22 protein-coding genes and 1 tRNA gene are annotated in these 25039 nt (G+C 70.2%); 10 read left to right on the top strand and 13 right to left on the bottom strand.

Annotated elements, in window-relative coordinates; all coding sequences use genetic code 11:
* Positions 1-139: 139 nt before the first annotated feature.
* On the bottom strand, positions 140-610 hold the full coding sequence (gene copM, locus E4O86_RS15965) for a CopM family metallochaperone (protein ID WP_246206442.1): 471 nt from the start codon (positions 608-610) through the stop codon (positions 140-142).
* Between the two features lie 151 nt (positions 611-761).
* Between copM and E4O86_RS15960 the strand changes: the two genes are divergently transcribed.
* The 6 genes from E4O86_RS15960 (at position 762) to E4O86_RS15935 (ending at position 7297) form a co-directional block, all read left to right on the top strand.
* Positions 762-3470 (top strand): heavy metal translocating P-type ATPase, encoded by a 2709-nt coding sequence (locus E4O86_RS15960; protein WP_161141548.1) that lies wholly within the window; start codon positions 762-764, stop codon positions 3468-3470.
* A gap of 257 nt (positions 3471-3727) precedes the next feature.
* The gene (locus tag E4O86_RS15955) at positions 3728-4258 is read left to right on the top strand and encodes a hypothetical protein (protein ID WP_161141547.1); all 531 of its coding nucleotides are present in this window, start codon (positions 3728-3730) and stop codon (positions 4256-4258) included.
* A 126-nt stretch (positions 4259-4384) separates the two neighbouring features.
* Positions 4385-4807, top strand: coding sequence for a DUF3775 domain-containing protein (locus tag E4O86_RS15950; protein WP_161141546.1), 423 nt, complete (start codon positions 4385-4387; stop codon positions 4805-4807).
* A gap of 86 nt (positions 4808-4893) precedes the next feature.
* Positions 4894-4969: transfer RNA gene (locus E4O86_RS15945), tRNA-Glu, on the top strand.
* A 395-nt stretch (positions 4970-5364) separates the two neighbouring features.
* On the top strand, positions 5365-6177 hold the full coding sequence (locus E4O86_RS15940) for an SDR family oxidoreductase (protein ID WP_161141550.1): 813 nt from the start codon (positions 5365-5367) through the stop codon (positions 6175-6177).
* Between the two features lie 121 nt (positions 6178-6298).
* On the top strand, positions 6299-7297 hold the full coding sequence (locus E4O86_RS15935) for a LysR family transcriptional regulator (RefSeq protein ID WP_343039177.1): 999 nt from the start codon (positions 6299-6301) through the stop codon (positions 7295-7297).
* An 86-nt stretch (positions 7298-7383) separates the two neighbouring features.
* On the opposite strand, the gene pyrC is transcribed toward E4O86_RS15935, so the two are convergent.
* The 12 genes from pyrC to E4O86_RS15875 all read right to left on the bottom strand — a co-directional run bounded on the left by pyrC (position 7384) and on the right by E4O86_RS15875 (position 20485).
* On the bottom strand, positions 7384-8433 hold the full coding sequence (gene pyrC / locus E4O86_RS15930) for a dihydroorotase (RefSeq protein WP_161141545.1): 1050 nt from the start codon (positions 8431-8433) through the stop codon (positions 7384-7386).
* A gap of 88 nt (positions 8434-8521) precedes the next feature.
* Positions 8522-9265, bottom strand: coding sequence for an ABC transporter ATP-binding protein (locus tag E4O86_RS15925; protein ID WP_161141544.1), 744 nt, complete (start codon positions 9263-9265; stop codon positions 8522-8524).
* An 8-nt stretch (positions 9266-9273) separates the two neighbouring features.
* Positions 9274-10254 carry a branched-chain amino acid ABC transporter permease gene (locus E4O86_RS15920; protein ID WP_161141543.1) on the bottom strand — a complete coding sequence of 327 codons (981 nt, stop codon included), beginning with the start codon at positions 10252-10254 and terminating at the stop codon, positions 9274-9276.
* The gene (locus E4O86_RS15915; RefSeq protein WP_161141542.1) at positions 10251-11108 is read right to left on the bottom strand and encodes a branched-chain amino acid ABC transporter permease; all 858 of its coding nucleotides are present in this window, start codon (positions 11106-11108) and stop codon (positions 10251-10253) included. Before E4O86_RS15915 ends, E4O86_RS15920 begins: the two co-directional genes overlap by 4 nt.
* A gap of 14 nt (positions 11109-11122) precedes the next feature.
* On the bottom strand, positions 11123-12328 hold the full coding sequence (locus E4O86_RS15910) for an amino acid ABC transporter substrate-binding protein (protein WP_161141541.1): 1206 nt from the start codon (positions 12326-12328) through the stop codon (positions 11123-11125).
* Positions 12329-12379: 51 nt separating this feature from the next.
* The gene (locus E4O86_RS15905; RefSeq protein ID WP_161141540.1) at positions 12380-12865 is read right to left on the bottom strand and encodes a (2Fe-2S)-binding protein; all 486 of its coding nucleotides are present in this window, start codon (positions 12863-12865) and stop codon (positions 12380-12382) included.
* Positions 12865-13731: an FAD binding domain-containing protein gene (locus tag E4O86_RS15900; RefSeq protein WP_161141539.1), complete on the bottom strand. Its 867-nt coding sequence runs from the start codon at positions 13729-13731 to the stop codon at positions 12865-12867. Before E4O86_RS15900 ends, E4O86_RS15905 begins: the two co-directional genes overlap by 1 nt.
* On the bottom strand, positions 13728-16094 hold the full coding sequence (locus tag E4O86_RS15895) for a xanthine dehydrogenase family protein molybdopterin-binding subunit (protein WP_161141538.1): 2367 nt from the start codon (positions 16092-16094) through the stop codon (positions 13728-13730). Before E4O86_RS15895 ends, E4O86_RS15900 begins: the two co-directional genes overlap by 4 nt.
* Before the next feature lies 1 nt (position 16095).
* Positions 16096-16827 (bottom strand): ABC transporter ATP-binding protein, encoded by a 732-nt coding sequence (locus E4O86_RS15890; protein WP_161141537.1) that lies wholly within the window; start codon positions 16825-16827, stop codon positions 16096-16098.
* Between the two features lie 10 nt (positions 16828-16837).
* Positions 16838-17329, bottom strand: coding sequence for a (2Fe-2S)-binding protein (locus E4O86_RS15885; protein ID WP_161141536.1), 492 nt, complete (start codon positions 17327-17329; stop codon positions 16838-16840).
* 1 nt (position 17330) lies between these two features.
* On the bottom strand, positions 17331-19616 hold the full coding sequence (locus E4O86_RS15880) for a xanthine dehydrogenase family protein molybdopterin-binding subunit (protein WP_161141535.1): 2286 nt from the start codon (positions 19614-19616) through the stop codon (positions 17331-17333).
* Positions 19617-19618: 2 nt separating this feature from the next.
* Positions 19619-20485, bottom strand: coding sequence for an FAD binding domain-containing protein (locus E4O86_RS15875; protein WP_161141534.1), 867 nt, complete (start codon positions 20483-20485; stop codon positions 19619-19621).
* 547 nt (positions 20486-21032) lie between these two features.
* Here E4O86_RS15875 and E4O86_RS15870 point away from each other — a divergent pair.
* The 4 genes from E4O86_RS15870 to E4O86_RS15855 all read left to right on the top strand — a co-directional run.
* Positions 21033-22370: an amidase gene (locus E4O86_RS15870; protein ID WP_161141533.1), complete on the top strand. Its 1338-nt coding sequence runs from the start codon at positions 21033-21035 to the stop codon at positions 22368-22370.
* Positions 22371-22420: 50 nt separating this feature from the next.
* Complete coding sequence (locus tag E4O86_RS15865; protein ID WP_161141532.1) at positions 22421-23434, top strand: NADPH:quinone oxidoreductase family protein; 1014 nt, start codon at positions 22421-22423, stop codon at positions 23432-23434.
* 57 nt (positions 23435-23491) lie between these two features.
* A complete protein-coding gene (locus E4O86_RS15860; protein ID WP_161141531.1) occupies positions 23492-24424 on the top strand; it encodes a helix-turn-helix domain-containing protein in 933 nt (310 codons plus the stop codon).
* A gap of 125 nt (positions 24425-24549) precedes the next feature.
* Positions 24550-25039: hotdog family protein (locus E4O86_RS15855; RefSeq protein ID WP_484573214.1), on the top strand; the 490-nt coding region annotated here is incomplete at its 3' end.

Below are 25039 nucleotides of genomic sequence, written 5' to 3'. Positions count from 1 at the left end.
GCACGCTCACCGCGCCGCCGCAGGTCTCCGACGCGCGGCCGGCCGCGCCGCAGCAGCTCGCCGCCACGGCCGCCGCACTGCCCCGCTGACGACAGCGGCCGATCGCCGGGGAGGCCCGCCGGCGGGCGGGCCTCCCTCCTCACTTCGCGGCGTTCTTCGCCAGCCAGTCCTCCAGGAAGCGGACCTCCGCCGTCTGGGCGGAGATCACGTCCTCGGCGAACTTCTTCAGCTCCGGATCGCTGCCATGCGCGAGGAGCACCTCGGCCATCGCGATCGCACCCTTGTGGTGCGCGATCATGCCTTGCGCGAAGTCATGGTCGGGATTGCCGGTGAACTCGATATCCATCGCGGCGTGCATGCGCGCATTCGCCTCCGCATAGGCGCGCGAGACGGGGCCCTGGTCGCCGCGCCAGGCCGACCCGGCCATGCCCGGCATGCCCCCTCCGGACATTCCCGGCATGTCGCCGCCGGACATGCCGGGCATTCCCTGTTCCGAAGCGTGGCCCGGCATCGGCGCACCGGCCGGCCCCCCGGGGGACTGGGCGAACGCCGCCGCCGAGGAAAGGGCAAGGGCGGCCGCCAGGGCCGCCGGCAGGAGAAGTCTGGGCATCCGAACGTCCTCGTCACCGTGATATGGCAAGATGTCGGGCTTCCAGCTGCTGTAAGGTCAAGGCCACGCGGGCCTCGCCGGAAATTCGTGCTTCCCGGTTGACCTTCCCGTCACTGGAAGGACCACATCCCGGCCGAACCAGGAGATCGCGATGAGTTCGGACGACAGGGATCGGCGGCAGGCCCACCCCGCTTCGTGCTGCGGCGGCGGCCACGCAGGCCACCGGACCGCGGCGGCGGGAGAGACGGCAACGGATCCGGTCTGCGGCATGAGCGTGAAGCTCGGCGCCGGCAAGCCCACGGCCGAGCATGCCGGAACGACCTATCATTTCTGCTCGGAGGGCTGCCGCGCCAAGTTCCTCGCCGATCCGGAGCGCTATCTCGCCGGGGCGGCCGCGCCCGCGCAGGCGGAGACCGCAATCGACCCGGTCTGCGGCATGACTGTAAAGCTCGGCGCCGGCAAGCCCACGGCCGAGCATGCCGGAACGACCTATCATTTCTGCTCGGAGGGCTGCCGCGCCAAGTTCCTCGCCGATCCCGAGCGCTATCTCGCCGGGGCGGAGGCGCCCGCGCAGGCGGAGACCGCGATCGACCCGGTCTGCGGCATGAGTGTGAGGCTCGGCGCCGGCAAGCCCACGGCCGAGCATGCCGGAAAGACCTATCATTTCTGCTCCGAAGGCTGCCGCGCGAAGTTCCTCGCCGACCCGGAGCGCCATCTTTCCGGGAAGGCGCCGGAGCCAATGCCGAAAGGCACGCTCTACACCTGCCCGATGCATCCGGAGATCGTCCAGGAAGGGCCCGGAACGTGCCCGATCTGCGGGATGGCGCTCGAACCGATGGGCGTCCCGGCCGAAGGGCCCAACCCGGAGCTCGTCGACTTCACGCGGCGGCTCTGGATCGGCGCACCGCTCGCCTTCGCCCTCCTCCTCCTGGAGATGGCCGGGCACCTGTTCGGCGTCGACGTCCTTCCCTTCATGTCCGCGCATGCGGAGCAATGGCTGCAGGCGGCGCTCGCCACCCCGGTGATCGCCTATTGCGGGCTGCCGTTCTTCGAGCGCGGCTGGCGCTCGCTCGTCACCCGCAATCTCAACATGTTCACGCTAATCGCGATCGGCACCGGTGCCGCCTATCTCTACAGCCTCGTCGCGCTCTTCGCCCCCGGCGCCTTCCCGGCGGGCATGCGCGAGCACGGAATCGTGCCCGGCTATTTCGAGGCGGCCGCGGTGATCGTGGTGCTCGTCCTCGTCGGCCAGGTGCTCGAGCTCCGCGCCCGCGAGCGGACCGGCGGCGCCATCCGGGCCCTCCTCGACCTCGCGCCGAAGATCGCGATCCGGGTGCGCGCCGACGGAAGCGCGGAGGAAGTGCCGCTCGAATCCGTCGCGAAGGGCGACGTTCTCCGGGTCCGCCCCGGCGATCGGGTGCCGATCGACGGAACGGTGCTTTCCGGCCGCAGCGCCGTCGACGAATCCATGCTGACGGGCGAACCGGTGCCGGTCGAGAAGACGGCGGGCGACCGCGTGACCGGCGGCACGCTCAACGGGACCGGCAGCTTCGACATGCAGGTCGAGCGGACCGGCGCGGAGACGACGCTCGCCCAGGTCGTCGCCATGGTTGCGGAGGCGCAGCGCTCGCGCGCGCCGATCCAGAGCCTCGCCGACCGCGTCTCGGGCTATTTCGTGCCGACTGTGGTGGCCGTCGCGATCCTCGCCTTCGCCGCGTGGTGGGTGTTCGGCCCCGCCCCGCAGCTCGCCTATGCGCTCGTCGCGGCCGTCAGCGTGCTCATCATCGCCTGCCCCTGCGCGCTCGGGCTGGCGACCCCGATCTCCATCATGGTCGCGACCGGCCGGGGGGCGCAGGCGGGCGTGCTGGTGCGCAACGCCGAGGCGCTCGAGCGCATGGCCCATGTCGACACCCTCGTCGTCGACAAGACCGGGACGCTGACCGAGGGCAGGCCCCGGCTCGCCGCAATCGAGGCGCTGGGCGGCCGGCTTGAGGCGGAGGTGCTGTCGATCGCGGCCGCGCTCGAGGCCGGCAGCGAGCATCCGCTCGCCGCGGCGATCCTCGCCGGGGCTGCCGAGCGCGCCCTCCCGCTGCCGCGGGCGACCGATTTCGAGGCGGTCACCGGCCAGGGCGTCCGCGGAACGGTCGACGGCCGCGCCGCGCTCCTCGGCAATGCGCGGCTGATGGAAGCGGCCCGGATCGCGCTCGGCGATGCGTCCGGGCGCGCCGAGGCACGGCGCCGGGCGGGCGAGACGGTCATGTTCCTCGCCGTCGACGGCGCGCTCGCCGGCCTCGTCGCGGTCGCCGATCCGATCAAGGACACCTCGCCCGCCGCGATCGAGGCCCTGCACGCGCTCGGTCTCCGGATCGTGATGGCGACGGGCGACAACGAGACGACGGCGCGCGCGGTGGCGGAGCGGCTCGGCCTCGACGAGGTCCATGCCGGCGTGCTCCCCGAGGACAAGAAGCGGATCGTTGCCGACCTGCAGCGCGGGGGCGGGAAGGTCGCCATGGCAGGCGACGGCGTCAACGACGCCCCTGCCCTCGCCCAGGCCGATGTCGGGATCGCGATGGGCGCCGGCGCCGACGTGGCGGTGGAGAGCGCCGGGATGACGCTCATGAGCGGCGATCTCCGCGGCGTCGTGCGCGCGCGCCGGCTCGCCGAGGCGACGCTCGCCAACATCCGCCAGAACCTCATCTTCGCGTTCGGCTACAACACGCTCGGCGTGCCGATCGCGGCGGGCGTGCTCTATCCGGCGTTCGGGCTGCTTCTCTCGCCCGTGGTCGCCGCCGCGGCCATGAGCCTCTCCTCCGTCTCGGTCGTCTCGAACGCCCTCAGACTGCGGCGCGTCGCGCTCTGAGTTCCGCCCGGCCGCCGCGCCGCGGCCGGGCCGGATTCCTTGGCGAATGAATTTTCGTCAATGAAATCAGCACGTTAACTGACTCCGTGGCACTACACGGCTCCCGTGCGTCGGCTGTTTTCCCCGATATTCCAGCAGCTTAGCTCATCGCGCACCTTTTGCCACCGCCGCGTGATGGGCCGGGGCCCGGCTTAGACTACCTCCTTTGGCGAGGCGGGCAGCCGAGACCACACCGGAACGACAGACGGGAGCGACTTATGGCGTCCGAGTACGGACTTCTCTACGACACAGGCTGGGAGTACGGCTGGTACACGGCCGGCGCGGGCTGGGGCTACGGCTGGAACTACGACTACAACGAGGTCGGCTGGACCTATGGCTGGTCCTGGACCGGCGGCGAGTGGATCGCGAGCTGGTTCTACCAGTCGGGCTGGGAATACGGCTGGTACACGACCGGCTGGTGGAACTTCGGCTGGTTCTACGACTATTCGGCCTGGAGCACCGGCTGGGCCTGGTGGTCGGGCGGCGGCGCCAGCTGGACCTACGGCCTGCTCTACGACACCGGCTGGGAGTACGGCTGGTACACGGCCGGCTGGGGCTGGGCCTACGGCTGGAACTACGATTACAACGAGGTCGGCTGGACCTATGGCTGGTCCTGGACCGGCGGCGACTGGATCGCGAGCTGGTTCTACCAGACCGGCTGGGAATACGGCTGGTACACGACCGGCTGGTGGCATTACGGCTGGTTCTACGACTATTCGGCCTGGAGCACCGGCTGGGCCTACGCCTGAGCCGGGCGCGCGAGCGGATGATCGGGCCGGGGCGCAAGCTCCGGCCCTTTTCTTTGATCGCGGTCAAGGCGCGCGCCGGCCGGAACCGGCATCGAGCACCGGACATCCTTTTCGGCGGAGAACACCGTGCTCAGGGAAGCGCCCCCACCTGTCGAGCTGAACATCAGCCCGGACAAGGTCTGCTACATCGTGGAGAAGGCCAGGGAGTTCGACGTCAAGGTCGAGCCCGTCGAGCCGGACCCCGGATCCAATCCGGCCGACGATGCCGGCATCGAGAGCCTCGAGGACTATGCGGACGATCCGACGGCGGCGGAGCTGCGGGAGATGATCGCCGACCTCAACGAGGACGAGGTGGTGGATCTGATCGCGATCGCCTGGGTCGGCCGCGGCGATTTCGAGCGCGCCGATTTCCCCGCCGCGCGCGACCTCGCGATGGAGCGCCACCGCGCCAATTCCGCGCCCTATCTCATGGGCATGCCCCGGCTCGGCGACTATCTGGAGGACGGCTTCGCCGAACTCGGCCATTCCTGCGAGGAGGCGGAGGACTAGCGCCGCGCACCCGGCGCAAGTTCCTGCGGAAACCCGTGATTCAGCCATTGCGCGGGCCCGGGCCAGAGGCTATATGCCGGCCCGACGCTCCCTTCGTCTAGCGGTCTAGGACGCCGCCCTCTCACGGCGGAAACAGGGGTTCGAGTCCCCTAGGGAGCGCCAGCTGCGCCGGACTTCGGTGCCGCGCACAAAGCGCCACCGATGCGGCGAGCCGCCTCCTTCGCGAAACGCGGCATCATCGCTCGCTCCGCGTCGCCGCACGCCACCCGACCCCCCGAGGTCCCGGCCTCGCACAAGGCCCGCGGTTCCGACTGCCTCTCTCCGCCTCGCATTCGCCCCCCGCCGGCACCCGGCGCCGAGCCAGAACAACGGGCCCGAACAACGGGCGCGGACGCCGCAGCGGCCGCCGGCGGACGCCTTCCGCCCGCACCCGCACCGGAACGGATCGCGGCGGGTCCCGTTCTCGCACCGGTTTTCGATCGACGCGGGAGACGCACGTGATCACTGATCCCAAGCGGGACGCACCGCAGCCGCCCCAGCCGCCGCAAACGCAGGACATGCCCGGCCGGACCGACGCGATGGTTCCCCGGCCCGACCACGGCGAGGAGAGCTACAGGGGGTCGGGGCGGCTCCAGGGCATGGCCGCCATCGTCACGGGCGCGGATTCCGGTATCGGGCGCGCCGTCGCCATCGCCTTCGCGCGCGAGGGCGCCGACGTGCTCGTATCCTATTTCGACGAGCACGAGGATGCCGAGGAGACCGCACGCTGGGTGCGCGAGGCGGGCCGGAAGGCGCTCGTCGTCCCCGGCGACATCAAGGACGAGGCGTTCTGCCGCGCGCTCGTCGAGCGTGCCGTCGAGGCGTTCGGCCGCCTCGACATCCTCGTCAACAACGCCGCCCACCAGGCCACCTTCGAGCGCCTCGAAGACATCAGCGCGGAGGAATGGGACGTCACGTTCCGGACCAACGTCTACAGCCAGTTCTTCCTCGCCAAGGCGGCCGTGCCGCACATGAAGCCCGGCAGCTCGATCGTGAACACGACATCGATCAACGCCAAGAACCCATCGCCCACGCTCCTCGCCTACGCCACGACCAAGGGCGCGATCGCCAACTTCACGGCCGGGCTCGCGGGGCTCCTCGCGGACAAGGGGATCCGGGTGAACGCAGTCGCGCCGGGACCGGTCTGGACGCCGCTGATACCGTCCACCATGCCCGCCGGGCACGTGAAGAACTTCGGCAAGAACACGCCGCTCGGGCGCGCCGCGCAGCCGGCGGAGCTCGCGCCGGCCTATGTCATGCTCGCCTCGCGGGAGGCGAGCTACATCACCGGCGCGGTGGTCCCGGTCACCGGCGGCAGACCCATGCTCTGAGCGGGCGCGGGCCGGCAGCCGGTCGGGACGCCTGGGGGCGCCGCCGCCACTGTCGTTCTATGCAATCCTATGCAAACGTTGTAGGGTCCTCGCCGTTGACGGCAGGCTGCGCAGGCCGGCCGTGGGATCATCGGACGCGGCCGGCACCCTGGCGATGGACATCAGGCAGCTTCGCTATCTCGTGGCGCTGGCGCGGGAGAAGCACTTCACGCGGGCGGCCGCGGCCTGCGACGTCACCCAGCCGACGCTCTCGAGCCGGATCCGGCAGCTCGAAAACGAGCTCGGTGTCTCGATCGTGAAGCGGAGCCAGCGCTACGAGGGCCTGACGCCCGAGGGCGAGCGCATCCTGAAATGGGCGCGCTCGATCGTCGAGAACTGCAGCTCGCTCGAGCAGGAGCTCGCAAGCCTCAAGGGCGTGATCGAGGCGCGCGCCGTGCTCGGCGTCATCCCGTCGGCGCTGCCGGTCGCCGCGATCCTGACCGATGCCGTGCGGCGGCGCTATCCGCGCATCACCTTCTCCATCCGCTCGCAGACCTCGCGGGAGGTTCTGCAGGGCCTCGCCGCCTTCGCATTCGACGGCGGCATCAGCTATCTCGACGACGAGGCGGCTGGCGGCGCCCTCGTCGTTCCGCTCTACCCCGAGCGCTACCGGCTGTTCTGCGGCCGCGGCCATCCGCTTGCAGGCCGCGACGTGGTGGAATGGCGGGAGGCGGCGCGCCATCCGCTCGGACTGCTCACCCCCGACATGCAGAACCGCCGGATCCTCGACGCCACCTTCGAAGGCCTGGGCTGCCGCCCGGACCCGGACGTGGAATCGAACTCGGTGGTGGCGCTCTATGCGCAGATGCGCCTGAACGGCCTCGCCTGCATCCTGCCGGAGCATTTCGAGCTGCTGTTCGATCCCACCGACCGGATCGCCGCAATCCCGCTCGTGGCACCCGAGGTGGAGCATCCGGTCGGGCTGCTGGTCTCCGACCGCGACCCGCTCTCGCCCGTCGTCACGAGCCTCGTCGAGGTGGCGCGCACCCTGCCCGTCCCCGCCTGGCGGCCGGAACGCGAGCGGCGGGCGGCGGCAGCCCTGCCCGCCATGGCCGGTCTCGCCGGCGAGCCCGTCGGCTGACGCCCGCATGCAGGGCTGAGCCAGCCGCATCCGCATTCCGCCGCGCCGGCGCGGGCTCGGCGCCGGGGCGGTTGCACCTTGGGCGGTCAGGTGACGTTCGTCACCTTCCAGCCGATCGTCTCGCCGCCGCGATAGACGAGCGCGCGCTCCTCCGGCCCCGGCACGGCGATCTCCTCCGGCGCGGTCCACTCGACCCGCTCGAGCGTGATCGTCCCCTCGTTCGGCGGCAGGCGGTAATGCGCCGGCCCGTTCAGCGAGGCGAACGCCTCTAGCCTGTCGAGCGCCCCCTCCTCGTCGAACACCTTGGCATAGGTCTCGATCGCGACGGGCGCGTTGAAGAGGCCGGCGGCGCCGACGATCGCGAGCTTCTTGTGGATGGAATGCGGGGCGGAATCGGTGCCGAGGAAGAAGCAGCTCTCCCCGCCGGTCGCCGCCTTCCTGAGCGCCTGCCGGTCGGCCTCCGTCTTGATGACCGGCATGCAGTACATGTAGGGCCGGTTGCCCCAGCCGAGCCAGTCGGTCCGGTTGAGCTCGAGATGGTAGGGGGTGATCGTGCCGCCGACCTGGCCCGACCTGGAGCGGACGAAATCGCAGCCGATCTTGCTCGACAGGTGCTCGTGGATGAAGCGGAGCTCCGGGAACTCGCGCGTCCAAGGCTCGAAGGTGCGCTCGATGAAGACGGCCTCGCGGTCGAACACGTCGACCTCGGGGTCCACGCTCTCGGCATGGATGAGGAGCGGCATGCCGATCTTCTGCATGCGCTCCAGCACCGGGCGGATCTTCCCGAAGTCGGTCACGCCGGCGGCCGAATTGGTGGTCGCGTTGGCGGGATAGAGCTTCACCCCGGTGAAGACCCCCTCCGCGAAGCCGCGCTCGACATCGTCCGGATCGGTATCGTCCGTCAGGTAGCAGGTCATCAGCGGCTCGAAGCCGTTCCCCGCCGGGAGTGCCGCGAGGAGGCGCTCGCGATAGGCGGCCGCGTCGGCCGTCGTGCGCACCGGCGGGACGAGATTCGGCATCATGATCGCGCGGCCGAACTTCTGCGCGGTGAAGGGGAGCGAGGCGCGCATCATGTCCTCGTCGCGGACATGGAGATGCCAGTCGTCCGGCTTGCGGATCGTGATTTTGTCGACCATTACGCGCTCCTCATTCCCAGCCGGATCCCGCTCGATCCGGAAATTTCCCAGAACCCGGCCGGCCGCGGGCCGGCACCATGCCGGGGCCTCACCCGGCGAAGCGCCTGGCGAAGCGGTTGCCGAGATAGGCCTCGACCACCCGCGGATCCTTCAGCACCGAATCGACCGGCCCCTCGCTCAGCACCGCGCCGTGATGGAGCACGACGGCCCGCTCGGCGAGCTCGGCCACCACCCGGATCAGGTGCTCGATGACGATGATGGTGATGCCGCGCTCCGCGATCGCCCGGATCATGCCGAGCGCCTCGGTGATCTCCGACGAGTTGAGGCCGGCATTCACCTCGTCGAGCATCAGCACGCGCGGATTCATCGCCAGGCTCTTGGCGAGCTCCAGCCGCTTGCGGTTGGCGAGCGCGAGCTCGGAGGCCGGCATGTCCATGAACGGCGCCAGCCGCACGAATTCGAGCGCCTCGACCGCCTTCGCGCGCGCGGCCTTCAGCCCGAGCGCGCCGGCGAAAATGGAGCCGGCCATCACGTTCTCGAGCACGGTCATCTGCGCGAAGGGCTGCACGATCTGGAAGGTGCGCGCGATGCCCGCCCGCGCGATCTGGTGCGGCGCCTGGCGGACGATGCTCCGCCCCTCGTAGCGTATCTCGCCGCTCGAGACCGGCAGGAAGCCGGAAATGAGATTGACGAGCGTCGTCTTGCCCGCGCCGTTCGGGCCGATCAGGCCGACGATCTCGCCCGGCATGAAGGCGAGGCTGACATCGTCCGTCGCGCGCACGCCGCCGAAGGTGCGCGTCACGTTGCGCAGCTCGAGGATGGGCTCCGCCATGGCCGGGCTCACGCGGTCGTGCGCGGCTGCGCCGCGCGGGCACGCATCGGCATGCGGCCCTTCGCCGAGGGCCAGCGGGTCCCGAGCACGCCGCCCGGCAGGAAGTAGATCACGCCGACGATGATGAGGCCGAGAATGCCGCTGTGCCAGTTGATGAAGTTGGCCCAGACGAACTCGTTGAGCACGACGTAGAAGGCGCTGCCGATCAGCGGGCCGAAGATCGTGCCCATCCCGCCGAGCATGACCATGACGGGAATTTCGATCGTCTTGACGAGGTTGAAGGCATCCTTCGGCTCGATATAGGCGACCATCGAGGCGTAGACGCCGCCCGCCGCCGCGCTCAGCGCGCCGGACAGCACGAAGGCCGCGACCTTGTAGCGGACGACGTCGATCCCGACCATCGAGGCGGCCTGCTCGTTCTGCCTGATGCAGCGGAGCCCGAAGCCGAAGCGCGTCCGGTCGACCACGACGGTGACGAGGAAGGCCGCCACCGCGAGCGCCAGCATGACGAGGAAGAAGAAGCGGCCGACGAATTCGGGGCTGCCCATCTGGATCGGGATGTTGAGCCCGATCGCGCCTCCGGTGAGGGCGTCCCAGTTGTTGGCGATCTCGCGCGCGACCTCGAGCGTGGCGATCGTGCCGATCGCGAAATAGTGCCCCTTCAGGCGCAGCAGCGCCGCGCCGAGAAGGAGTGCGATTGCGGCGCCCGCGATGGCCGCCGCGAGCCAGGCGACGCCGATCGCCTGGTCGAGGTTCTGCACGATGCCGTCCGTATAGGCGCCGATCCCGAAGAAGGTGATCGTCGCGAGCGACGGATAGCCCATGTAGCCGCCGACGAGGTTCCACGCGTAGCAGAGGACGGCGAGCATCGCGAGCGAGGTGCCGACCTGGAGCTGGTAATTGTCGAGCGAGAAGGCGGAGAATGCGGCGAGGGCGAAAAGCGCGAGCCCGACCGCGATCTTCAGGAGAAAGGTGCGGTCGAGGATCATTCGAAGCCCTTCCGGCCGGCAAGGCCGCTCGGGAGAAGGATGATGACGGCCATCATGAGGACGAAGCCGACGGTCGTCGCCCATTGCGGCCCGAAGGCGAGGCTGCCCGCCCCTTCCGCGATGCCGAGGACGAGGCCGCCGACGATCGCGCCCGGCACGCTTCCGAGCCCGCCGAGCACGCAGATGATGAAGGCCTTGCCGAGAAAGACGCCGCTCATCATCGGCGCGGTCGGATAGATGAGCGCCATCGCGCAGCCCGCGGCGCCCGCCATCAGCGCGCCGATGCCGAAGGTGAGCGCGTAGATCTGCGGGATGCGGATGCCCATCAGCGCCGCCGCATGGCGGTCCATGCGGACCGCGATGATCGCCCGGCCGAGCTTGGAATGGTGCAGGAGCCAGTAGAGGAGCAGCGTGAGCGTGATCGCGACGAGCATGCCCCCGATCCGCACCACCGGCGCCCGCACGCCGAACAGGTCGACCGCGCCGAAATTGGTAATGAGCGAGCGCGGGGTCGCGCCCACGAAATAGAGGAGAAGGTTGTTGACGATCAGGTCGAGCCCGAACGTCAAGGTCAGCGTGATGAGGATGGGCTGGGCCACCACCCGGTTGATCAGCCCGCGCTGCACCGCGTAGCCGAACGCGAAGAGCGCGATGCAGGCGAGCGGAGCCGCCACGTAGAGCGGCACCCCGAACTGCTGGACGCCGATGATGCAGACATAGGCGCCGAGGATCACCATCGAGCCGTGCAGCATGTTCACGACGTTCAGCACGCCCCAGACGAGGGCGAAGCCGACCGCCAGGCAGGCATAGAGCCCGCCCGTCAGCAGTCCGTTGACCAGGTACTGGCCCAGCATGGCGTGTCCGCCGCTCAGTTGCCGGCCGGCGGGACGCCGATCTTCAGCGCGCCCTGCTTCAGCTCCTCGGGCGCGAGCACGAGCAGCTCGCCGTCCTGGATCTGCATGACGAGGGCGGCGTTGTAGTCGTTCTGGCCGGTCTCGCCGAAATGGATCGGGCCATAGAAGGTCTGGAACGTCTTCTCGTGCATGATCTTGCGGACGGCGTCGCCATCGGTCGAGTTCGCCTCCGCCACGGCGATCGCAAGCGTCTCGCAGGAAGCCGTCGCGGCAGCCTCGAGATAGGTCGCGTCGCGGCCGAAGCGCTTGTTGAACGCCTCGTTGTAGGCCTGCGACGTCCCGAAGATGAAGTCGTCCTTGTAGTTGGCGTTCTGGTGCCACCAGGAATTCGTGGTGACGTTGTCGGCGAGCTGCTGCACGTTCGACGCGAACTCGGGATAGGCCGGGCCGGCCGTCATGGTGACGATCGGCGCCGAAAGGCCGAGATCGGCCATCTGGCGGCGGATCAGGATCAGGTCCTCGGTGTAGCCGGTGGCATAGATCCAGTCCGGCTCGAGCGACTTGATCTGGGTGAGGGCGTTCGAGAAGTCGGTGGTGTTCGGCGAGTAGATCTGGTCGAACACGACGTCGTAGCCGGCATCCTTGGCGCTCGCGGCGAGATCGGCGGCGATGCCCTTCGGATAGAGGCTGTTGAGCGCGAGCACGGCGACCTTCTTCGCGTCCGGCGCATGCTGCTTGTAATAGGCGACCTCGGCCTCGGTGATCATCTTGTTCGGGAACAGGATGCCGAAGAGGTTCTTGAACTTCTGGTCGAAGACGGAGGGCGTGGCGGCCGCCGCTGCGACCATCGGCACGCCGTAGCGCTCGGCCACGACGCCGGCGGCCTTGGTGTCGCCCGAGCCGTAGGGCGAAAGCAGGAACGGCACCTTGTCGACGTTGACGAGGCGCTGGACGATCTCGATCGCCTTGTTAGTCTCGCTCTGGTAGTCGTAGGTGACGAGCTCGAGCATGCGCTTCTCGCCGCCGACCTCGAGCCCGCCCTTCTCGTTCACCGCCTCGACGCACATGTCGTAGCCCTGCTTCGACTTCTGCCCGGCATCCGCAAGGCGGCCGGTGAGCGCGAGCGGCGCGCCGATCTTGAGGGTCTCCGCAGCGAGCGCCGGCGACGCGCCGATCGCGATGCAGAGCGAAGCGGCCAAGGCCGATTTGAACCTGTTCATCCTGTCCTCTCCTTCAGTCCCCGTGAGTTGCGCTTCCCCGGAAGGCCCGGGTCAGAGCGGCGGAATCTCCCCTTCCGCCAAGTTTTCGGCCGCGTGCAGCACGGCCGCGACGATGCCGGCATAGCCCGTGCACCGGCAGATGTTCCCGGCGAGCGCCTCGCGCACGACCGCCTCCGACGGCGCGGGGTGGCGCCGCAGGATCTCGCGCGCGGTCACCAGCATGCCGGGCGTGCAATAGCCGCACTGGAGCCCGTGGCATTCGTGGAAGCTCGCCCTGAGCTGCGCGATCACCGGATCGGCGCCGAGCCCCTCGAGCGTCCAGATCTCGGCGCCGTCGAGCGCGACCGCGAGCGCGATGCAGGAGCGGGCGATCCTGCCGTCGACGACGATCGTGCAGGCGCCGCAGACGCCGTGCTCGCAGCCGAGATGGACGCTGCGCGCATCGGCGGCCTCGCGCAGGAAGTCCGCGAGCGTCGTGCGCGGATCGACCGCGGCGGAGAGCCGCTCCCCGTTCACGATGAGCTCGATCGGCTGCATCAGGCGGCCCTCCCGAGCCTCGGCGGCGCGGCGCCGAAGCTCATCGCGACGGCGCGGGCGAGGCAGGTGCGAGACTGCCAGGCGTGGACGTCCGAGAGGCTGCGGCCCGCGGCGGCGACGTCGGCGGCCATCGCCTCGCCGAGCCGCGCCGCGTCGGACGCGTCCCAGCCCCGCAGGCCCGCGAGCATGTCCTCGACCGCCGGCAGCCGGATCGGCGCGCCTTCGGTCGCCCCGAGAAAGGCGCGGCAGCCGCCCGGCTGGCGGATCGCGATCGCCATGGCGTGCGCGAACTCCCCGGTCTTGCGGCAGAGCTTGTAGGTCCCCCAGCGCGCGTCGGGATGGAGCCGCGGAATGCGGATGCCGGTCAGCACGTCGTAGAGGCCGAGCCGGGTCGTGTAGGCCGCTTCCACGAACGCCTCGGCGGGGCAGCTCCCCGGTCCGTCCGGTCCGACCCACTCGATCGCGGCCCCGAGCGCCGCCATGGTCGCCAGCCAGTCGGCCGCGGGATCCGCGAGGGCGAGGCTGCCGCCGATCGTGCCGCGGTTGCGCACCGCCTGGTAGGCGATCCGGCTCGCGGTGCTCGGCATCAGCCCGTTGGAGGGATCGGGGACGTCGCCCGTCTGGATGCGCTCGTGCGTCACGCAGGCGCCGAGCCGCACCTCCGACCCCTCGTCCGAAGCGGACCTGAGCCCCGGAAGGCCCGTCACGTCCACGAGGCGCTCGAAGGCGGCGATCCGGAGGTTCAGCATCGGCACCAGCGATTGTCCGCCGGCGAGCACCTTCGCCTCGCCGCCGCTCTCCGAAAGAAGGCCGACGGCGCGCTCGACGGTGTCCGGCCGGACATAGGCGATCGGCGCCGGCTTCATGCCCCGGCCTCCCCGGCCTGCGGCGCCATCAGCGCCCGGATGATGCGGTCCGGCGTGAGCGGCGTCTCGTCGATCGCGGCGCCGAGCGGCCGCAGCGCGTCGTTCACCGCGTTGCAGATCGCCGCCGGCGGCGGGATCGCGCCGCCCTCGCCCATGCCCTTGATGCCGTAGCGCGTGATCGGCGACGGGATCGAGAGATGCTCGATCCGCGCGCGGGGAACCTCCGGCGCGCCGGGAACGAGGTAGTCCATGAAGGTGGAGGCGAGCGGCTGGCCGTCCTCGCTGTAGGGCATCTCCTCGTAGAGCGCCGTGCCGATCCCCTGGGCGAGGCCGCCCATCATCTGCCCGTCGACGATCATCGGGTTGACGATCGTCCCGCAATCATGGGCGATCGCGTAGTCGAGGATCTCCACGAGCCCGGTGCCGGTGTCGACGGCGACGAGGACGGCATGCGTGCCGTAGGACCAGGCGCCGGTATCCCTGGCGGTCCGGTAGGAGGCGATGACCGACAGGCCGGGCTCGACGGTGTCCGGAAGCCGCTCCGGATGGAGATAGGCCGCCATCGCGATCTCCGCGAGCGGGACGCTCGCGCCGCCTGCCGCCACCACCTCGCCGTCCTTTAGCCGGACGTTCTCCTCCGTGACCTGCAGGAGATGCGCGCCGATTTTGCGGATCTTCGCGGCGAGCGCCTCGCAGGCCCGGCCGACGGCGCCGCCCGACATCACCATGGAGCGCGAGGCGAACGTGCCCATGCCGTAGGGCGCGAGGCTGGTGTCGCCATGGCGCACCACCACTTGCGCCGGATCGATGCCGAGTTCGTCATGGGCGACCTGGGCGAGCGTTGTCTCCAGGCCCTGCCCGTGATTCTGGATCGGCACGTCCATGACGAGCATGCCGTCGGCGGTCATGTGGATCTCGGCCTGCTCGTAGCCGAAGACGACCGGGAGCCCGCGCTGCACCCATTCGGCGGTCCCGTGCGCGGTCTGCTCCAGATAGGTCGCGTAGCCGATCCCGATCCGCCAGTCGCTGCCGGCATGCTCCTGCCTGAGCGCGGCGACGCGCTCCGGGCGGATCATGTCGCGGGCCGCCCGCGCGCTCGCGCCGTAATCGCCGATGTCGTAGGTCTTGCCGCCGGCCGACTTCCACGGGAACTGGTCCGGGCGGACGTAATTCCTGAGCCGCACCTCGACGGGATCGAGGCCGAGCGCGGCGGCGATCTCATCCATGGTCCGTTCGATCGCGAAGCACGCGCCGGGCCGGCCGACCCCGCGATAGGGCCCGAGCGGCGACTTGTTGCTGGCGCAGGTGAGCGCGGTGGCGCGGTAGCTGGTGATGGCGTAGGGGCCCGGCAGGAAGCCGATCGCCATGCCGGCCTCCATCGGCGCCGTCCAGGGCCAGACCGAATAGGCGCCGGCATCGACCTCGATCGTCGCCTCGAGCCCCAGCACCCTTCCCTCTCCGTCGGCATGGACGGTGACCTCGTAGCGGTGCTCGCGCGCATGGGCGGAGGCGATCAGGTGCTCCCGCCGGTCCTCGACCCAGCGCAGGGCCTTGCCGGTCCGCCGCGTCAGCGCGGCGAGCGCGAGCTCCTCCGGATTGAGGTTGTTCTTCACCCCGAAGCTGCCGCCGACCTCCGGCGCGACGACCCGGAGCTCGCGCTCCTTCATGCCGAGGCATTCCGCGAGCGCGGTGCGGATGACATGCGGGAACTGGGTCGAGCTGTAGACGACGAGCTCGCCGGTGCGCTCGTCGCGATAGGTGACGACGCCTCGCCCCTCGAGCGAGACGATCGCCTGCCGGTTCATGCGGTAGCGCCGCGTCAGCGAGAGCGCGGCCGCCGCCCGGGCGGCGTCGACGTCGCCGACATCGACCCGCGATTCCAGGAACACGTTCTCGCTCCAGCCCGGATGGATCGGCGGAAGGTCCGGATTGCGGGACTGCGCGATGTCCGCCACGGCGGGAAGCTCGTCATAGTCGACGAGCACGGCCTGGGCGAGGTCCTCCGCCTCGCCGCGCGTGCGGCCGAGGCAGATCGCGATCGGCTCGCCGACGAAGCGCACCTTGCCGTCGGCGATCGCGGGATAGTCGGAGCGGCGGAAGCCGGGCGCCTGCGAGTCCGCGCGGATCGGCAGGATCGCGCCGAGATCGGCAAGGAAGAAGACGCGGTCCTCGGCGCCGGCAGGCTTCTCCAGGTGCACGAGGTTGGCGTGGGCGACGGGGCTGCGCAGGAACGCCACCTCCCAGATCCCCGGCCGTCCGATATCGGCGATGAAGGTGCTGCGGCCCGAGAGCAGGCGGGCATCCTCGATGCGCCGGATCGAGCCGCCGATCCCCTTCCGGTCGGGTGCGGTCGCGACGGCCATGTCAGTGCCCGAGATAGGCGGCGCGCACGGCCGCGTCCTCGATCAGGGTCTCCGTGCGGCCCGACATCCGGACCTTGCCGGATTCGAGGACATAGGCCGTGCTCGCGAGCTCGAAGGCGGTCATCACGTCCTGCTCGACGAGCAGGATCGAGATGCCTTCGCGGTTGATCTTCAGGAGGCTCTCGGCAAGCACCTCGAGCGCCTTCGGCGAGAGCCCGAGCGAGAGCTCGTCGATGAGGAGCAGCTTCGGGCGCGCCATGATCCCGCGCCCGATGGCGCACATCTGCTGCTCGCCGCCGGACATGGTCGTCGCGCCCTGCTCGGAGCGCTCCTTCAGGATCGGGAAGATCGAATAGACGAGCTCGAGGTCGCGCGCGATCTCCTCCGCGCCGTCCTCGCGCGCATAGGCGCCGAGGAGCAGGTTGTCGCGCACGCTGAGGGTCGGGAAGAGCCGCCGCCCTTCCGGAACGTGGATGAGGCGCTTGCGGACGATCCGGTCGGGGCTCGCGCCGGTGATGTCCTCGCCCTCGAAATGGATGCTCCCGCCGCGTGCCCGCACCATGCCGGAAATGGCGAGGAGCAGCGTCGTCTTGCCGGCCCCGTTCGGCCCCACGATCGAGACGATCTCGCCCGCCGGCACGGCGAGGTCCACGCCCCAGAGCACCTGGATGTCGCCGTAGCCGGCGGTGACGCCGGAGACGCGCAGGATCGGGGGTGCGGTTCCGCCGTGCATGGCAGGCCGCTCAGGCCCGGCGCGCGGCTTCCGCCTGGCGGGCGGAGGCGAGCTTCACCGCGTCGAGGATCTCCGGATAGGCCGAGCAGCGGCAGAGATTCCCGGTGAGATAGTGCCGGACCTCCTCGTCCGTCGGTTCCGGATGCTCCTTCAGGAGCTGCTTCACCATCATCACGAAACCCGGCGTGCAGAAGCCGCACTGGAAGGCGCCGGCCTCGATGAAGGCCTCCTGGACCGGGTCGAGCGCGTCGCCCCTGGCGAGGCCCTCCACCGTGTCCACGCGCGCGCCGTCGGCGAAGACGGCGAGGAACAGGCAGCCGGAGACCGGCTTGCCGTCGACATGGACGGTGCAGCAGCCGCAGAGGCCCTGCCCGCAGCTCTCCCGCGCGCCGCGCAGGTCGAAGCGGTGCTGCAGCACGTCGACCAGCGTCTCGTGCGGCATGATCGTGGCGGAGACCGGCTCGCCGTTCAGCGTGAAGCGGATGGTGCGGGGACTGCTCAAATCACTCTCCGGCCAGGGGGGTGCCGTTCGCTTCGCAGAGCGCGCGGAAGATCTTCTCGGGCGTGAGCGGCAGGTCGGTCAGGCGCACGCCCACGGCGTCGAAGAGCGCGTTGCCGATCGCGGGCGAAAGCGCGATCGTCGTGCTCTCGCCGGCGCCCTTGCCGCCGAACGGTCCGTCCTTCTGCTCCGAATCGACGTGCTCGTTGATGAACTCGGGCGGGATGTCGAGAAGCGTCGGGATCTTGTAGTCGGCGAGCGAGCCGTTGGTGAGCTGGCCGTCCCGGTAGACCATCTCCTCGGTCGTGGTGAAGCCGAGCTGCATGATGCCGGCGCCGGAGAGCTGGACCTGCACGAGCTTCGGATTGAGCGCGGTGCCGACATCGGCGACGTTGACGAGCTTGGTGATCCGGTAGTGCCCGGTCTCGGTGTCGACCTCGACCTCCGCGCCGGAAGCGCCGACGCCCCAGAACGGCGTCGCGTTCCGCGAGTGGCCGGTCTCGGCGTCCGGCTTCTCGTATTTCGGGATGAAGCTCGCCGTGCCGATGATGTTGCCGGCCTGCATGCCGTATTTGCGGCGGAAGAGCTCCGGCAGCGGCAGGTTGCTGCCCTCCGGGAGGCCGAGCTCGCGCGCGAGCTCGGCGATCTTCTTCCTGGCGTCCTCGGCGGCGAGCCGGACGGCCGTTCCCATGTGGAAGGTCGAGCGCGAGCCGAGCGTGCCCATGTCGTAGGGCGTCACGTCGGTGTCCGGATGCACGACCTTGATGGCGGCCGCGTCCATGTCGAGGACCTCGGCGGCGATCTGCGCCATCACCGTGTCGGAGCCCTGCCCCATCTCGACGGTGCTGATGTAGAGCCCGCAGCTGCCGTCCGCGTAGAGGTTGACGATCGCGACCGAGGTGGTCGGGGCGGTGATGCCCTTGAAGCCGACCGCGATGCCCCGGCCGCGGCGGATCCGGCCGTCGCCGCGGTCGAGCGGCTCGTTCCAGTTCAGCCTGTCGGCGACCTGGTCGAGCGCCTGCTCGAGCGCCGCGTCCTGCACGATCGTGCCGGTCGCCTGCGGCCGCCCGTTCTGCAGCAGGTTCTTGCGGCGGAACGCGACCTTGTCCATGCCGAGCGCCTCGGCGATCTCGTCCATATGGCACTCGTAGGCCCAGGCGGTCTGCGGCGCGCCGAAGCCGCGCAGCGCCCCGCAGGGCGGCCGGTTCGTGTAGACGGCGTAGGAGTGGATCTCGACGTTCTCGATGTCGTACGGGCCGGCCGAGGTGAAGCCCGCCTTCTGCGTCACGCGGGGGCCGATATCGGCGTAGGCGCCGCCGTTCCACACCACCTTGCAGGTGCGCGCGACGATCGTGCCGTCCTTGTTGACGCCGCTCTTGATGGTGAAGGTGCAGGGATGCCGCGTCACCATGAAGAACTGCTCCTCCATGGTGAGCGCGACCTTGACCGGCCGCCGCGCCACGAGGGAGAGCGCGGTGACCAGCGCCTCGAGCTTGATGTAGAGCTTGCCGCCGAATCCGCCGCCGAGATAGGGCACCTTCACGCGGACCCTGTTCTCGGGCCAGCCGAGCAGGCGGGCGATCTCGATGCGGACGAAGGACGGGCTCTGCGAAGCGGTGTGGAGCGTGAGGCGCCCGTCCGCCGCGTCGGCGACCGAGACGAAGGGCTCCATCGGGATGTGCATCACCTGCTGCGAGCGGTAGGTGTGCTCGAAGACGTGATCGGCGGCGGCGAAGCCCGCCTCCGGATCGCCGCGCAGAAGGTGGTAGTCGAGCGCGACGTTCGTTCCCGTCCGCCCGGCGAGGTGCTTCAGGTCGGGGAAGGTCGCGGCGGGCTTCAGGACGTCGTGGACGAGCACGTCGCTGCTCATCGCCTCGACCTCGTCGAAGACTGCCGGCAGCTCCTCGTATTCCGCCGAGATCAGGCCGACCGCCTCCTGGGCGATGTGGGGATCCGCCGCGAGCACGACCGCGACGGGCTCGCCGGCGAAGCGGACCTTGCCGTCGGCGAGGATCGGCTGGTCGTGGAAGGCCGGACCGTAATAGGGATGCGGGATCGCCTCGCGGATGTCGTCGATGGTGACCACCCGGTAGACGCCCTCGAGCGCCTGCGCGGCCGAGACGTCGACGCTCTTGATCCGGGCATGGGGCACGGTCGAGCGGAAGATCTTCCCGTAGAGCATGCCGGGAAGGCGCAGGTGGTGAACGTACTCGGCCCTGCCCGTCACCTTCTCGCGCGCCTCGAGGCGTGGGATCGACTGGCCGATATTGCGCGATGCCGTCCTTGCCATCGTCAAACTCGCTTCGCCGCAAGGGCTTCGATGGCGCGCCCGAGATGGACGCGCAGGAGATGCTGCTTGTATGCGGCCGAGCCGCGGCTGTCGGATTCGATCTCCGTCTCCGCGACCGCCGCCTCGCCCGCCGCGCGGAGGGTCGCAGGCCCGATCTCCGCGCCGCGGAGGACCGCCTCCGCGGCGGCGAGCCGGGTCGGCTTGTCCACGGCGGCGCTGAGGACGAGCCGCAGGTCGCGGATGCGCCGGCCCTCCAGCTCGGCCGAGACCGCGAGCCCGAGCGCCGGCCAATCATGCGCGGCGCGGGTCGTGACCTTCACGTAGAGCGCATCCCAGCCTGCGCGGACCGGCACCTCGAGCTCGGCGATCAGCTCGTCATTGGCGAGCGAGGTCTCGTAATAGCCCTCGAAGATCGCCTCGACGGGGATCGTCCGCTCGCCGCGCGGCCCGACCACGACCGCCCTCGCCCCGAGCGCCACCCAGACGGGCGGAAGGTCGAGATGGGGATCGGCATGGGCGAGGTTCCCGCCGACGCTCGCGACATTGCGCACCCGCACGTTGGCGAGCGTCTTCATCGTCTGCGCGATGACCGGCAGGTGCCGGCGGATCGCGGGCGAATGCTCGAGCATGGAGAAGGTCGTCATGGCGCCGATCCGGAAGCCGCTCCCGTCGGCCGCGATATCGATCCCGGAGAAGCGTCCGTCTAGCCGGCGCAGGCTCACCAGGCGCTCCGGCTTGTAGATCTGCGCCTTCATCATCAGCATCAGTGCGGTCCCGCCGCCGATCGGGCGGACCGCCGGATCTTCCGGGTCGAGCAGCCGGAACGCCTCTTCGAGCGATTCCGGCTCGACGATCTCGAAGCCCGTCATTCTGCCGGGCTCCGGCCGGCCGCCGCGCCTGCGCAGGCAGGAAGGGCAAGCCGGCGCCGACGCGGCGCGCGACCGGAATGGAGATTGCAAGAGCCTTGCGGCGATCCGTGAGGGCGCGCCATTCGCATTCCCGTCCGTGTCTCTAAACCGACATACTTCCAGCTATCGAGCACGGCGTCAACTTTTTGATACAGTTTCGCGGCGCTGGATCGCGATCCGGAACGGGCCGGAAGACCATATTCAGTCGCCCGCGGTATCGGCCGCGACGGCGCGCCGCCTGCCGAAATCCGGCCGCAGCTTCCCCAATCTCCGGCCTTCGGCGCACCAATGCCGCCGCTGGAGCCGAGGCGGAGCCCCGTCCGTGCCGGGAGCCGCCCGACCAATGCAGCCTTTCCGATGCGACTTGCGAGCCCGGCGATTTTCCGGCTAGAGTACCAAAAATGTTGCAAAATGCCGTTCCATGAGAGGCCCTTCGGCTCCGACGGGCCCGGACATGCCAAAATCGGCTGGCGGGCGGGCGGCCGAGCCGGCGAAGGAGGTTTCGACCATGGCCACGGAAACCCCCAACGAGCTTTCCCTCGCGGAATCCGCACGGCTGGTCGCGGCCGGCGAGCTCTCCTCGACGGAACTGGTGGCGGCCTGCCTCGACCGGATCGCCGCCCGCGAGGAAGACGTCCAGGCCTGGGCCTCGCTCGATCCCGAGCACGCGATGGCGCAGGCGCGCGCCTGCGACGCGGCGCGGGCGGGCGGTCCGCTTCACGGCGTCCCCGTCGGCATCAAGGACGTGCTCGACACCGCGGACCTGCCGACCGAGATGGGCTCGCCCATCTACAAGGGGAACAGGACGCTCTCCGATTCCTCCGCCGTGGCGATGCTGAGGGCGGCCGGCGCCGTCATCCTCGGCAAGACGGTCACCTGCGAGTTCGCCGGCGTCGCGCCCGGCCCGACGCGGAACCCGCTCGACCTCGCGCGCACCCCGGGCGGCTCGTCGAGCGGATCGGGCGCGGCCGTCGCCGACCGGATGGTGCCGATGGCGCTCGGAACCCAGACCGGCGGCTCCGTGCTGCGCCCGGCCTCGTTCTGCGGCGTGGTCGGATTCAAGCCGACCTACAACACGATCAACCGGGCCGGGCTGAAATTCGCCGCCGAGAATCTCGACACGATCGGCTTCATCGCGCGCAGCGTCGAGGATGTCGCGCTCTCGCTCCGGGTGCTCACCCAGCGGGCCGACCCGCCCGGCTCCGCGGGGCCGGCGCGGCCGCGGATCGGGCTCTGCCGGACCTATCTCTGGGAGAAGGCCGAACCGGAGACGCGTGCGGCGCTCGACCATGCCGCCGCGGCGGCCGCGGCCGCCGGCGCCGAGATCGTCGAGTTCGAGCTGCCGGCCTCCTTCGCCGGCCTCACCGAGGCGCGCGAGACGATCAACAATGTCGAGCGCGCCCGCTCGCTCGCCTGGGAATGGGCGAACCACCGCGCCGCGATCAGCGTCAGGATGGCCCGCTCCATCGAGCTCGGGCAGGCGATCTCCGGCGAGACGTACCATGCCACGCTGCAATTCGCGGATACCTGCCGGCTCGCGCTCGACGGGCTCATGGAGGGCTTCGACGCCCTCATCGCCCCCGCCGTGAACGGCGAGGCGCCGGTCGGCCTCGCTTATGCCGGCGACCCGAGCTTCCAGGGCCTCTGGACGCTCCTTCACGTGCCGGCGATCACGGTCCCGGCGCTGCGCGGCTCGAACGGCATGCCGGTCGGCGTCCAGCTCGTCGCGCGCCGCTATGCCGACGAGGCGCTGCTGCGGACCGCCGGCTGGCTCGTGGAGGTCGCGGGCCTCGACGGCCGGAAGGCCATGGCGGATGCCGCCTCCCCCGGCCGGGTGCCGGCCTGAACCCCCGCGATCCAGACGCACCGGCCGCAGCCGGACAGAAAAGGAAGACCATGCACGCTGCTTTCGTCCACGCCTTCGGAGGGCCCGAGACGCTTTCGCTGGAGACCGCGCCCGATCCGGCCCCCGGGGATGGCGAGGTCGTGGTGGACATCGCGGCGACGGCTGCGAACTTCGTCGACCTCCTGGTCATCGGCGGCAAGTACCAGTTCCTGCCGCCGATCCCGTTCGTGCCCGGCAAGCTGCCGGCCGGCACCGTTTCCGCCGTCGGGCCCGGCGTCGCCGGGCTCGCCGTCGGGGACCGGGTCCAGACGCTCGCCGAACAGGGCGGCTACGCCACCAGGGTGGCGGTCCCCGCCAAGGACTGCATCAGGCTTCCGGAACGGATGAGCTTCGTGGAAGCGGCGGCGATGGCGCTCGCCTACGACACCGCGTGGTTCGCCTTGATGGAGCGCGCGCGCGCCAAGGCCGGCGAGACGCTCCTCGTCCTCGGCGCGACCGGCGGCGTCGGCATGGCGGCGGTCCAGCTCGGCAAGGCCTACGGGCTTCGCGTCCTCGCCGGCGTCAGCAGCCCGGCGAAGGCCGGGCTCGCGACCGATGCCGGGGCGGACGGGATCGTCGATCTCTCCGCGGCGGACCTGCGCGAAGGCCTCCGCCGGCAGGTCTACGACCAGAACGGCGGCAAGGGCGCGGACGTGGTGCTCGACCCGCTCGGCGGCGACTTCTTCGATGCCGCGGTCCGGGCGGTGGCCTGGCGCGGGCGCCTGGTCGTGATCGGCTTCGCGGCCGGGCGCATCCCGACGCTGAAGATGAACTACGTGCTTCTGAAGAATATGGAGGTGAGCGGGCTCCAGGTCAGCGATTACCGGAAGCGCACGCCCGACCTCATGCGCCACTGCTACGACGAGATCTTCCGGCTCTACGAGGAAGGCAAGCTCCACGCGCCGCCCACCACGACCTTCCCGCTCGACCGGGTCGCGGATGCGCTGGTGACGCTGCGGGACCGCAAGGCCGCCGGCCGGATCGTTCTGCTGCCGGCGGGAGAGGCTTCCTCGCGGATTGCCTAGGCCGAACCGAATCCGTGCATGATGGCGCGCTGCGCCCTGCCCAACCGGAGCTGAACGATGGCACTGCGTTACGACGAGATCGGACAGCGGTTGCGGGCATTCCGGCTCGGCTCAGGGCTGAGCGCGGAGGAGGTGGCGGACCGGCTCGGCATTTCCCGGACGGCGCTCTACCGGTTCGAGAAGGGCGAGCTCGCGAAGATCGAGACGCTGGAGAGGCTCTCCGAGCTGCTCCAGGTCTCGCTGCCGACGCTGCTCGGCGTCGGCATCGAGTACATCCCCTCGGCGGTGAGCTATTTCGAGCGGCTGCGCCAGCTCGAGGAATCGGCCGAGCACATGGTCGTGCTCGCCGGCCCGATCTCCTTCCTCCTCGCCTCGGACAGCTTCGAGATGGCGCTCGACCAGGTGCTGCGGGAGAGCATCCCGGACGACCTTCCGAACCGCAGCCGGGCGATGGACGACGTCGACAAGATCATGGAGATCCTGCACGAGCGGAAGCGCGCCTACAGGCTGCGCCAGCCGCCGATCGTGAACCTCATCTCCGCCATGCAGATCGAGCCCTTCCTCAACAACGGCATGGTCGGCCGCGTCAGCCTCACGGAGAGCAAGAAGGCGATGCGGCGCGAGATGGCGCGCGCCGAGATCGAACACTTCGCCTCCGTCATCGAGGAGGAATCGATCGGCGTCCAGATCGGCCTCGTCACCGACAGCCTGCCGCATACCGGCTTCCAGATCTTCCGCCGCCGCTCGGGCGACACGCTCATGATCAGCCCGTTCCGCCTCGGCGAGCAGCCGAACATCCGCGTCGGCGTCGCGATGGCGACCTCCGCGCAGGAGGCGCTGGCGCTCCACGAGAACGTGGTCAAGGAGGTGTGGCGGACCGCCATCAAGGGCCGCGACGCCGCAAGCTATCTGCGCAACCTCGTGAGCCGCAGCCAGGAACGGCACGCCAGGCCGGCGCCGGAGCGGGCCGGCGCGGCCGCCCGCCGCTGACCCGCTTCCCCGCGCGTCGGAGCCGATAGAGCCGGCACCGCGGCCGCGGCCGATCCGCCGCAAGCGGCGAGACCCCCTCTCCTTCCGCCCGGGCGGCCGGGCACAATCCCCTTCCGGAGGATCCGTTGAGCGATCTCGCCTTTTTCGAGGATTTCGCGGCCGGCCAGGCCTTCGCGTTCGGCAGCCATGCGCTTTCGGCCGGATCGATCGCCGGCTACCGCGCCGCCTACGATCCCGCGGCGGACAAGGCGGCGGAGACCACCGCCTCGCCATGGCAGCTCTGCTCGCTCCTGATGCGGATGAACTACGAGGGGTGGATGATCCGCACCGCCGCGCGCGGTGCTCCGGGCGTCGACGAGATCCGCTGGCACCGTCCCGTCGCGGCGGGCGAGGTTCTCGGCGTCCGGGTCCGGGTCCTCGACACGCGCCTGTCGAATTCCCGCCCGGAGCTCGGCTTCGTCCGCTTCGAACATGTCGTCGAGGGCGCCGGCGGCACGCCCGTCCTGACCCAGACCAATTCGGTGATGATGGCGCGCCGCGGGCCCGAGGCCGCGCGCCCGCCCCGCACGACGGCCGCAGCGCCGGGCCCGGCGCACGAGCCCGTCGGCGAGACCG

Source organism: Propylenella binzhouense (genome assembly GCF_009866965.1).
GTDB lineage: Bacteria > Pseudomonadota > Alphaproteobacteria > Rhizobiales > Afifellaceae > Propylenella > Propylenella binzhouense.
Note: the sequence above shows the minus strand (reverse complement) of the source record. Positions and strands in the feature narration are given on the sequence as shown.

Coding starts and splice junctions, on each gene's coding strand:
- E4O86_RS15905 (WP_161141540.1), bottom strand. CDS start 12,865: ATGCAGCCGATCGAGCTCATCGTGAACGGGGAGCGGCTCTCCGCCGCG.
- E4O86_RS15895 (WP_161141538.1), bottom strand. CDS start 16,094: ATGGCCGTCGCGACCGCACCCGACCGGAAGGGGATCGGCGGCTCGATC.
- E4O86_RS15920 (WP_161141543.1), bottom strand. CDS start 10,254: ATGATCCTCGACCGCACCTTTCTCCTGAAGATCGCGGTCGGGCTCGCG.
- E4O86_RS15880 (WP_161141535.1), bottom strand. CDS start 19,616: ATGGCAAGGACGGCATCGCGCAATATCGGCCAGTCGATCCCACGCCTC.
- pyrC (WP_161141545.1), bottom strand. CDS start 8,433: ATGGTCGACAAAATCACGATCCGCAAGCCGGACGACTGGCATCTCCAT.
- copM (WP_246206442.1), bottom strand. CDS start 610: ATGCCCAGACTTCTCCTGCCGGCGGCCCTGGCGGCCGCCCTTGCCCTT.
- E4O86_RS15915 (WP_161141542.1), bottom strand. CDS start 11,108: ATGCTGGGCCAGTACCTGGTCAACGGACTGCTGACGGGCGGGCTCTAT.
- E4O86_RS15940 (WP_161141550.1), top strand. CDS start 5,365: ATGCCCGGCCGGACCGACGCGATGGTTCCCCGGCCCGACCACGGCGAG.
- E4O86_RS15860 (WP_161141531.1), top strand. CDS start 23,492: ATGGCACTGCGTTACGACGAGATCGGACAGCGGTTGCGGGCATTCCGG.
- E4O86_RS15875 (WP_161141534.1), bottom strand. CDS start 20,485: ATGACGGGCTTCGAGATCGTCGAGCCGGAATCGCTCGAAGAGGCGTTC.
- E4O86_RS15960 (WP_161141548.1), top strand. CDS start 762: ATGAGTTCGGACGACAGGGATCGGCGGCAGGCCCACCCCGCTTCGTGC.
- E4O86_RS15910 (WP_161141541.1), bottom strand. CDS start 12,328: ATGAACAGGTTCAAATCGGCCTTGGCCGCTTCGCTCTGCATCGCGATC.
- E4O86_RS15870 (WP_161141533.1), top strand. CDS start 21,033: ATGGCCACGGAAACCCCCAACGAGCTTTCCCTCGCGGAATCCGCACGG.
- E4O86_RS15955 (WP_161141547.1), top strand. CDS start 3,728: ATGGCGTCCGAGTACGGACTTCTCTACGACACAGGCTGGGAGTACGGC.
- E4O86_RS15925 (WP_161141544.1), bottom strand. CDS start 9,265: ATGGCGGAGCCCATCCTCGAGCTGCGCAACGTGACGCGCACCTTCGGC.
- E4O86_RS15900 (WP_161141539.1), bottom strand. CDS start 13,731: ATGAAGCCGGCGCCGATCGCCTATGTCCGGCCGGACACCGTCGAGCGC.
- E4O86_RS15865 (WP_161141532.1), top strand. CDS start 22,421: ATGCACGCTGCTTTCGTCCACGCCTTCGGAGGGCCCGAGACGCTTTCG.
- E4O86_RS15890 (WP_161141537.1), bottom strand. CDS start 16,827: ATGCACGGCGGAACCGCACCCCCGATCCTGCGCGTCTCCGGCGTCACC.